14 protein-coding genes are annotated in these 8,386 nt (G+C 48.4%); 12 read left to right on the top strand and 2 right to left on the bottom strand.

Annotation, left to right across the window (positions count from 1 at the left end; translation table 11 throughout):
- The 4 genes from PXH59_RS19005 to PXH59_RS18990 all read left to right on the top strand — a co-directional run bounded on the left by PXH59_RS19005 (position 1) and on the right by PXH59_RS18990 (position 1,619).
- Positions 1–381 (top strand): DUF6896 domain-containing protein, encoded by a 381-nt coding sequence (locus PXH59_RS19005; RefSeq protein ID WP_434223331.1) that lies wholly within the window; start codon positions 1–3, stop codon positions 379–381.
- A 238-nt stretch (positions 382–619) separates the two neighbouring features.
- On the top strand, positions 620–868 hold the full coding sequence (locus PXH59_RS19000) for a hypothetical protein (RefSeq protein WP_285809714.1): 249 nt from the start codon (positions 620–622) through the stop codon (positions 866–868).
- Between the two features lie 81 nt (positions 869–949).
- On the top strand, positions 950–1,210 hold the full coding sequence (locus tag PXH59_RS18995) for a hypothetical protein (RefSeq protein ID WP_285809712.1): 261 nt from the start codon (positions 950–952) through the stop codon (positions 1,208–1,210).
- Between the two features lie 154 nt (positions 1,211–1,364).
- Positions 1,365–1,619 carry a hypothetical protein gene (locus PXH59_RS18990; RefSeq protein ID WP_285809710.1) on the top strand — a complete coding sequence of 85 codons (255 nt, stop codon included), beginning with the start codon at positions 1,365–1,367 and terminating at the stop codon, positions 1,617–1,619.
- Positions 1,620–2,118: 499 nt separating this feature from the next.
- On the opposite strand, the gene PXH59_RS18985 is transcribed toward PXH59_RS18990, so the two are convergent.
- Both PXH59_RS18985 and PXH59_RS18980 read right to left on the bottom strand, forming a co-directional pair.
- Complete coding sequence (locus PXH59_RS18985; RefSeq protein ID WP_285809708.1) at positions 2,119–2,244, bottom strand: hypothetical protein; 126 nt, start codon at positions 2,242–2,244, stop codon at positions 2,119–2,121.
- Between the two features lie 3 nt (positions 2,245–2,247).
- Entirely contained in the window at positions 2,248–2,466 is a 219-nt protein-coding gene (locus PXH59_RS18980; protein WP_285809706.1) for a hypothetical protein, read from the bottom strand.
- Between the two features lie 120 nt (positions 2,467–2,586).
- Here PXH59_RS18980 and PXH59_RS18975 point away from each other — a divergent pair, with 120 nt between their 5' ends.
- From PXH59_RS18975 to PXH59_RS18940, 8 genes are all read left to right on the top strand, one after another.
- Complete coding sequence (locus PXH59_RS18975; protein WP_285809705.1) at positions 2,587–3,507, top strand: integrase domain-containing protein; 921 nt, start codon at positions 2,587–2,589, stop codon at positions 3,505–3,507.
- Positions 3,508–3,811: 304 nt separating this feature from the next.
- Positions 3,812–4,276: an antirestriction protein gene (locus PXH59_RS18970; RefSeq protein WP_285809704.1), complete on the top strand. Its 465-nt coding sequence runs from the start codon at positions 3,812–3,814 to the stop codon at positions 4,274–4,276.
- A 204-nt stretch (positions 4,277–4,480) separates the two neighbouring features.
- Complete coding sequence (locus tag PXH59_RS18965; protein ID WP_285809702.1) at positions 4,481–4,666, top strand: hypothetical protein; 186 nt, start codon at positions 4,481–4,483, stop codon at positions 4,664–4,666.
- Positions 4,656–4,940, top strand: coding sequence for a hypothetical protein (locus PXH59_RS18960; protein ID WP_285809700.1), 285 nt, complete (start codon positions 4,656–4,658; stop codon positions 4,938–4,940). The genes PXH59_RS18965 and PXH59_RS18960 overlap by 11 nt, the downstream gene beginning before the upstream one ends.
- Positions 4,941–4,956: 16 nt before the next feature.
- Positions 4,957–5,265, top strand: a complete 309-nt coding sequence (locus PXH59_RS18955; protein ID WP_047768896.1) for a TA system toxin CbtA family protein — start codon at positions 4,957–4,959, stop codon at positions 5,263–5,265.
- A 91-nt stretch (positions 5,266–5,356) separates the two neighbouring features.
- The gene (locus PXH59_RS18950) at positions 5,357–6,280 is read left to right on the top strand and encodes a DUF1281 domain-containing protein (RefSeq protein ID WP_285809698.1); all 924 of its coding nucleotides are present in this window, start codon (positions 5,357–5,359) and stop codon (positions 6,278–6,280) included.
- A gap of 114 nt (positions 6,281–6,394) precedes the next feature.
- Positions 6,395–7,084, top strand: a complete 690-nt coding sequence (locus PXH59_RS18945; protein ID WP_285809696.1) for an N-6 DNA methylase — start codon at positions 6,395–6,397, stop codon at positions 7,082–7,084.
- Between the two features lie 214 nt (positions 7,085–7,298).
- A complete protein-coding gene (locus tag PXH59_RS18940) occupies positions 7,299–8,258 on the top strand; it encodes a TraI domain-containing protein (protein ID WP_285809694.1) in 960 nt (319 codons plus the stop codon).
- Positions 8,259–8,386 lie beyond the last annotated feature (128 nt).

Genomic DNA, 8,386 nt, shown 5'->3' with positions numbered 1-8,386 from the left:
ATGATTTATTGCATTGATAAATATAGAGTTATTGAATTTTCAAGGCTTCAAGGAAGGTTATTGAAAGTATTTTTTGAAGTTTACCCAATGGTAAAAGATTTTGAATTATTGTTGGATTTTCCCAAAAAAGGAAATATCCAAATAAAAGGTGAATCATGGAGCTTTTTGAAACATGGAAAAGGCATTAAGTTTTTCGAAATAAGTACTAATATAATTGTTGATATACATAACAATATCAACAATCCTAAGATTGTTGATATTTGGCGGTTAATTCAGTATTTTTCATGCAATAGTGAAAAAGAGATAGAGCAGGTATTAAAAGAAATGGTGTTATCAGGTGAGTTAAAGAGAAATTCAGAAAAACAATATGAATTAAATTAAAGTAATTCCCGGCCAGACTCTGGTCGGATTTTTCTCTTTTTTGTAGCCTCCGGCTACGTCTTGTGAGCCGAATGATCTCAAACCGTTTTCCCTTGTGAAGTAACAAATAAGAGGTAGAGGGAAGTTGTTAGTAGGTGAGCAAGGACATATATCTGGCTGAGTACCTGAAGCTGTGATGAATTTTTCATATAAGCCTCCTGTAAATGAAATAAAAATCAAGTAATTTTTAGGTTAAATGATGAATAAATATTCTTATGAAGAAGAGCCTCTTTCTTACCAAAATACACCTCAGAAACCACTTGAGGGGGAATTCATCAAAGATAACTTGAGTGTCAGGGTTGAAAATGATAAATACATATTCTCTTATATTTCTGGTGAATTTTTTGGTCAACTGAAAGAGGTGGAGATAAATAAATGTGATTACTTACAGGCGATCGAGAATGGCATTACATTTGACGAGTTATGCCACAAGTATAATGTATCTTAATTTTTAATAATCAAAAACCTTGTTTATGATTTTATGTAATCGCTACTCCACATGATACGTGGCCGTTTAGACGGCCACTGAATGAAAAATATGAATGAGTATTACACAATGAAACCTTTTTCATACCCCGAGCCAACACCTTTAAAGGATAACGAATTCTCAACAGATCCTAGTTGGTGGAGGGTTGTTAAAGAAGAAAATGAAAAATACGTGTTTTTTTGTTTATCTGGTGCTTTAGAAGGGAAAGAATGCAAAGCCGAGATCACAAAAGATGAATACGAAAACTTACTCAATGGTAATATAACTGCCAATGATATTTGCCATAAATATTATATAGGTTAATTAGATGATGTTTGCAAATTTGTATAATCTCCATTTCATATCAAACGTGGCCGTTTAGGCGGCCACCGAATTCAAGCATAAATCGATTTATAGGATATCCCAATCCTGTAACAGCATTTTCGTTTGTTTTGTGCTTTGCTAGATGAGGTGTGTTATGGCCTTAAGTTCGTATTTTAAAACAAAACCTGCTCCTGAATACTCGGAACCTAAACTGGAAGAAAATGAATTTTCAACAAATCCAGGTCAATGGAGAGTAAAAAAAGAAAATGGAAAATACATTTTTAAATGTTTATCAGGAACCTTGGCGGGAGGAGAGTGTATTACTGAAATTACTGAAGAAGAATGCGATGAATTGCTTAACGGGAAAATTTCCTCTTATGAAATTTGCTTAAAATATAACATAGGTTAAAGGCGCACAGGTCATCCAGTCGGTCATGTATTCAATCTAACCATTGAATACATGACCAAATGAAAAGTAATGTCAACTACTTGTAGACGTTCATAAAATGAGTACCTCACAAGCTCATAGTGATCATGGGCAAAGGTAAAATTATTTCCATCAAAAAAATCATGGTACTTTCCTTCACCCCATCATTGAACAAAAATTTGACCTCGCCCAACCTAATCGATAAGGTATTGAACTGTTACCAATGATCCATTGCCTGTAAGGATCAGCGTTGAGCGGCGAAGTGAAAACTCCCGTAGCCTGCAAGGGAGTGCATGTCATGCGGTACATCTGCGCACTTTTGGAAGCAGGTATCATCAGACCAATAACCCACGATCTGGCGATGAAAGTTTCCCGGTGTTATTCATCACCGGCTACCTACATAACCGAGCAGAACATGCTCTGCCTCATGCTAATCGATACCGTTTTAACCGGTACAACATTCACCCACGTTTTGTATTTATCACGATAAACGTCCCGGATCTTGTGCGGCGTCACTTGCGTTAACGCGCAGCGATGACCAAGTGACGCCGCCAGGCGTCAACGTCCAGAGCATGTCCGGTCTGGCTTTACGACCCATTTGATCCACGAATTACTCAAAGTCACCCGTTATTTCAGGCATTTTCTGATCCTGAACCCTTTTATTCGTTTGTTTTTTAACCCCCTGCCTGGCAACAGGCTGATGCAGTAAAAAGGAGAAATCACACCACGTCATGATTAATGAGGCGTTCATCCTGACTAAAATCAGGCTCTGAACGGGGAGTACTCCATCGCCGTGCCCGGCACGTAGCGAACTCCTGCAAAAACTCAACGCAATTTTCCCCTGCTACACATTATCTGACGCACCACGGAACGGTGAACCTGAACCGACACGCAGGGACTTGTTTAAAAAACGAATAAAAACAGAGAGAAAGTGACAAGAGAGGCGTAGATGGCGCAGAAATCGGCACGTTCAAAAATTGAGTTGTTCAGAAAAGAATTTATCACCCATGCCCGAAACGGGCGCGGAAGTTTTGCGACGGTGGCGGATCGAGAACGAATTGCCTGGAAATTCCTTAATTTTCTAAAAGATAACGGGATTAAGCTCCGACAAATGAACAGCCTCAAAGCCAAATACATTGAGCGCTATATTGCTGAGCGTAAGGCCAACAAAATCAGTCACCGAACCCTGCAAAATGAGATGTCAGCCCTGCGGACGATTTTAAGGCAGGCGGGCAAGCATAAACTGGCCGCACCGGATAACGCCCGTCTGAGTAACCGGGCACTGGGTATTGTCGAGACGAGTCGCACAGGCACTAAAACGGCATTAATGCCTGCGGAATTTCAGGCGCTTTTCCAGCAGGTTGAGCAAAAAGACCGGCGCGTGGCGGCGGTCATGCAACTGGCGTATGTACTGGGGTTGCGCACCAAAGAAGCGGTGGAAGCCTATAAATCCTTAGCCACCTGGAAAAAAGCGCTGGAAAACGGGCATACCTCCGTGCGGGTGGTGTTTGGCACCAAAGGCGGGCGACCCAGACAGACGCTGATACTGGATCGGGAAGCCTTGCAACAGGCGATTGCCTACGCCGAATGCGAGCAGGCAGGGCGCAGTGGAAAACTGATTGATAAACCGACGGTTATTCAGGCCATAGATCGTTACCGGTATGTTGTCAGAAGGGCAGGTCTGAGCGGCAAGAAAGCCCCGCACAGTATGCGCTATCATTTTGCCCGGCAATCGGGTGAATATTACACCGCGCAGGGTTTCAGCGAGCAGGAAGCACAGGCGCTGGTATCGATGGATTTGGGGCATGGCGATGCGCGAGGACGCTATATCCGGCAGGTGTATTACCAAAATGGGGAAACGGGATCATGATATTTTTTCCGGTGGAAAATGAATTACGCATTGACCTTATGATCTCCGTTCATTAGCGTGGTCAGACTTATTGATGATCCGGTCGCTTGTAAGGATCGCCTTCGGGCAGCGACGCCAACACTCCCGTAGCCTGCAAGGGAGTCCACACTGTGTGGTACATCTGCGCACCTTTGGAAGCAGATATCATCGTTGTTGATGATGAAGGTTATTTAATCCACCCTGGCACGATGCCAGTCACCCGGACGGGGAACATGCTTCCCGTCGGGCAGGGTGTTCTCCGTCTTTTTTATTTAAGGAGAACATCATGCAAAAAAGAGAACTTATCATGCTGGACAGTCCCGCGCTGTCTGCGGCATTTCCCGGTAAAAAACCGCTGGAGCGGTTGTTTCTGGGCTTTCTGCTTGTCAATACCGCCTCAACGTTATGTCAGGATGACCCGTCTGAGCAATGGACAGGCCGGCAGGTGTCTGAGTCGCTGGCCTATATGGTGCCGGCATCAGAGAAAACCTATCCGGTTTACCTGTCGGACACGCAGTTAAGGGTGACACTCTCGGCGGATGCCTTCGGGCTGGCGGTGACCTCAATCGTGCTTGCCCGTATTGCCGCGCTGAATGGGCCGAATGCGGATGCCAGTCGGTTCCGTGAATTGCGGGAATATGTGGCTCAGCACCCGGAAAGCGGTCTGATAAGGTCAGTCATGACATGGGTGCCCCCCGAGGACTTTATCAGCCGGTCATTAATCGAAAATAAAAATAATCATTCTCACTGACGTTATCAGCCCATGATGCTGTTAACCCTTTTCTTAAGCGCCTGACCAGGGAGCTGAAAACACCTTCCCGGTCTCGGGCGGGTGTTTTCTTTATTTGACTTCAAATCAAGGAAATACGTATGGACCCCATTTTTTTTACCGGCCCCGGATGACACCGGTCCGGCATGCCATGAAGACATTTTTACCGTGCAGGTCACCGGCCTGATGCAACACCCGCAAGCGAGGCAATCCCTGCGGGAAGAAACCCTGACCGTGTGCGAAGCGGTCTCAGTCACCGAAGCGGTGCAGCGCCTGAAGGTTATCCATCTGCTGGGCGACTGGCCGGTGCCGGAAACGTTATCTCATCAGGCGAAGTGCATTTTTTTTCCCGCTGACCGTCATGATTTATGACGCCCAGGATGAAAAAGTGCTCGGTGGCCGATGCTATGATGAGATTGTCTGGGCGCAGCCGGTGACGCTGGTATCAGAACGCCTGTCACTGGAAAAGCAACAGCAGCAGTTGTGTCAGTCAGCCGTGCTTGAGCAGAGCTGGCAGAATGCACAGGCTGCCCGGGCATTGTGGCATGAGGCGCACTTACTGTCGCTGCATGTGGTTTCACCCTGTTATCAACAGTGTCGTGAAGTGCGGGATATTCTCCGGCACGGCACGACAGTCAGTGTTTAACGCGTGAGGTATCACTATGGCACCTTTGCGTTTAACCGTCTGGCAGGTGATTGCCGGTACGCTGCTGAAGCGTCATTTTGGCCTGAACCTGGAGGATACGGTACTGTATGAAGCCGACACGGTGGCTGAACTGATGGCCCATGGCGTCCAGCCATTTGAAGCCATTAACGCGTTAGTGGATAAATACGATTTAACCCGGCTGGATGCGCAGGATATGCAGGGCAGTACACCGTATCTGGGTATTCATGATGAACTGAGAGTGCTTTTCGACTGCGGTATTACCGAAACGATGCTCAGTCAGGCCAACGGGTCACCGTCCGAGTAACCCCTTTTTTTTAATCACCCATCGGGGGAATTGTGCCCTGATGGCGCGGTTCCTCCGGTTTATTCTTATTAATCCAATGAGGAACTTAACCATGGCAGAATGGGTCACCAATCAACTGGAAATTACCGGCAAGTCAGTGTGTATTGACGTGATGCAACAATGGGTCTGCGGTGAAGAAATTCCCCGTTACCGCCAGGCAGTGCTGCAAAGCCTGCGGTTGTTTCTGGCCGGCTGTGCGGGGATACTGAAACCGACTAAACCGCAAACTTATACGCCTTACCCTGATTTAGTACGCAGCACGGCGGCACCGACGGCGCAGAGCCTGGCTTTTGACCAGTGGCTGAAGCTGTTGCAGGATAATGTGCCGTTAAACAGCGACAACATTAAACGGACAGATAACCTGTACCGCCAGTCCGGTCTCAGCCTGATGCGCTGGGACAGCATCCCGGCACCGGCGCGTGACAGTATCGCCCGTCTCCTGACCCGCCAGTATACCGACTGGTTTGGGATGGTGGGCTGGTCTGACACACCCGATATCGGCGCGTGCTGGGATAAGCTGAGTGTTTACCCGGAATCGGCGCCGCCCTGCGATATGCTGATGATAATGCCGACCCGGCTGGCGACTGAGATTAACGGTAACAGTGGGTTGCTGAAAGGCATTGCGACGACGGCACAGTTTTACGGCGGGCAATACGGCCTTGAATGGCCGTTGGGTCACCATGTCCGCTGGGAGCGCCGCAATGTCAGCTGCTTAACCGTGCGTTTTGACTCCCCCTGGGCACCGCCGTCGGCCGAACTGATGGGCGAACTGTCATCGGTGTTTGACTGTGAAATCCGCCACGGGTACAGCGCATCGTCAGGTCAGCTCAAAGGCTACGATTGCTATGACCAGGGCGAGCATGTGGACAGCGGCAACGGGCAGTCAGGACGGGAGAACCGGCCGGCGCTTTATCTGGTCAACGAGGAGAAGCAGGCGGTGAACCTGCCCGTGCCGGCCATCGCCGTTGGGCAATAACGCGTTGTTTAACTCATCATTAATGTATTGTTTTATCTTCACTTCAACCGAAAGGGGAAACATTCTCCCTTTTCGGGCGTGTTTTCCCTGTATTTTTTGCAAGGAAAATACGTTATGGCACCTCGACCCGATCATCAGAAAGAGTTTATTTCTCTGTTTAACCAGACGGCGCGTTACCACCGTCGTTATCAGGTCTTTCAGGATTTTTGCAATTGTGCGATGGCCGCCATTCACAATAAATACTGTTACAGCGAGGCGCTGGAGCAGTATTACCTGAAAACCATCAAAAAGTACGAACGGGAGGATATTGACCGGATTGTGCAGCTGTTTTCCTGTACCGTTCTTGGGTTGGCGCAGGCACCCTGTGATTTTCTGGGCAATGTGTTTATGCAGCTGGGATTGGGGGATAAAACCCTCGATCAGTTTTTTACCCCCTGGAGCGTGGCCAGAATGATGGCAGAGATGCAGTTACAGGATGTCTCTGAATTATTGAAAACCCAGCCCTTTGTCACCTTCCATGAGCCTTGCTGTGGCGCGGGCTGTATGACTTTAGCTGTTGCTGAGGTATTAAGAGAACAGGGGCATGATCCGTTATGCAGCCTGTGGGTGTCAGCGATAGATATTGACCCGCTGGCGGCGGTGATGGCTTACATCCAGCTTGCCCTGACCGGCATTCCGGCCGCCGTGACCATCGGGGATGTGCTGCACGATGGCGGCAGCCAACGGACACGTTACACGCCCGCCCATTATCTGGGTAACTGGTCTCAGCGGTTACAGGCGTATCAACAGCCCCGGGTGGCATAAATTTCCTTTTCACTTTGGCGCCTTTCGGGGCGCTTTTTCTGTTTTCAAATCACATTAATTTATTGAATTTATGATGAAAATTAAGGTAATTCGGTAAGTGAATCCATGGATGAATCGAGTCAGTTTAATTTTCATTTCCGCAAAAAGAGTTTTTCCTTGTTTCAGACTGGGATTCACCGACACTGAGTCCAATTTGAACCGAAGGAGAAAAACTATGTTTCAGCGTTTTAAATCCCATTTTGCCCGTCAGCCTGCCACACCACAAAAATTACCCGAACAACAATCGGAAGTCATTCGTGACAGCCGGGGCTATTTCCGGCCGCAATCCGCTGACGAGTTACTGGCCACCTCCCTGCGCCGTCAGTGTCTTCAGCAATTATGGCAAAACAGTGCCCTGCCCGAAGGGCTGTATCAGCGTTTTTATCTCGCGCCGGTGAAGCAATTGCTGGGCAGTGTGCAGCAGGTGCCCGCCACACCGGAAGGTGACTGGTCAGGGAGTGGCGGATTTGCTGACCTGACGCTAAAGTTTACCACCTGTGCCGTGCGGCTGGCGAAAGGTCATCTGTTCCCGCCGGGCGCGGCACCGGAAACACAGGCGGCACAGAGCCTGTTATGGCAGACCGTCGTGTTCTGGGCGGCGTTGTTTTACCACCTGCCGTTGTTGCGGCAACTGGACGGGGAGCTGGAAGACGGACATCACTGGCAGCCGGGGCTGTGGATGCCCGCACGTCGCTTTCGTTTCCGATTCCGGTCATCCCTGCCAGATTTGTCTGTGCCACTGGAAGCCATGATGGCCGCCCGTTTACTGCCGGAAGAGGCGGTGAGCTGGTTATTTCTGGTGCCGGAAGCCTGGCACTGCCTGGCCTTACAGCTGGGCGGGCATCCCTCCGCCGTGCCGTTAGTGGATTCGCTGCTCCAGGAGGCCGCCACACAAGTGCAGTCCCCGTTGCTGAAACCGGCTGCATCTTCTGAGCCACCGTCGGCAACCTTAGCACCAACAGGTTCTGATGGGGTTTCACCGCTTCCCGTATCAACAACTTTACCATCCGTCGGTCAACCGGCATGTGAGGACACACAGACATTATTGTCATTATTTCAATCAAATGATGAAGTTTCATTGTCAATTGATGTAAATGAGAACGATAACGATTTGAAATTGCACAAACATCCGTGAAGGAAGCCAGAAAGTGTTGCTCCCACCGGGGGTCAGTCGTCATGATATTAACAGTGAAATAATTTCGATGGGTGACTGGTTTTCCAGGGAGTTATTGGCTGCTTAATAGACCACCCGTAAGCAGTATT

Origin of the sequence: Xenorhabdus bakwenae, assembly GCF_030272115.1 — a bacterium.
In the GTDB taxonomy this organism is placed as follows: Bacteria; Pseudomonadota; Gammaproteobacteria; order Enterobacterales; family Enterobacteriaceae; genus Xenorhabdus; species Xenorhabdus bakwenae.
This window is presented reverse-complemented; position numbering and strand designations above follow the sequence as displayed.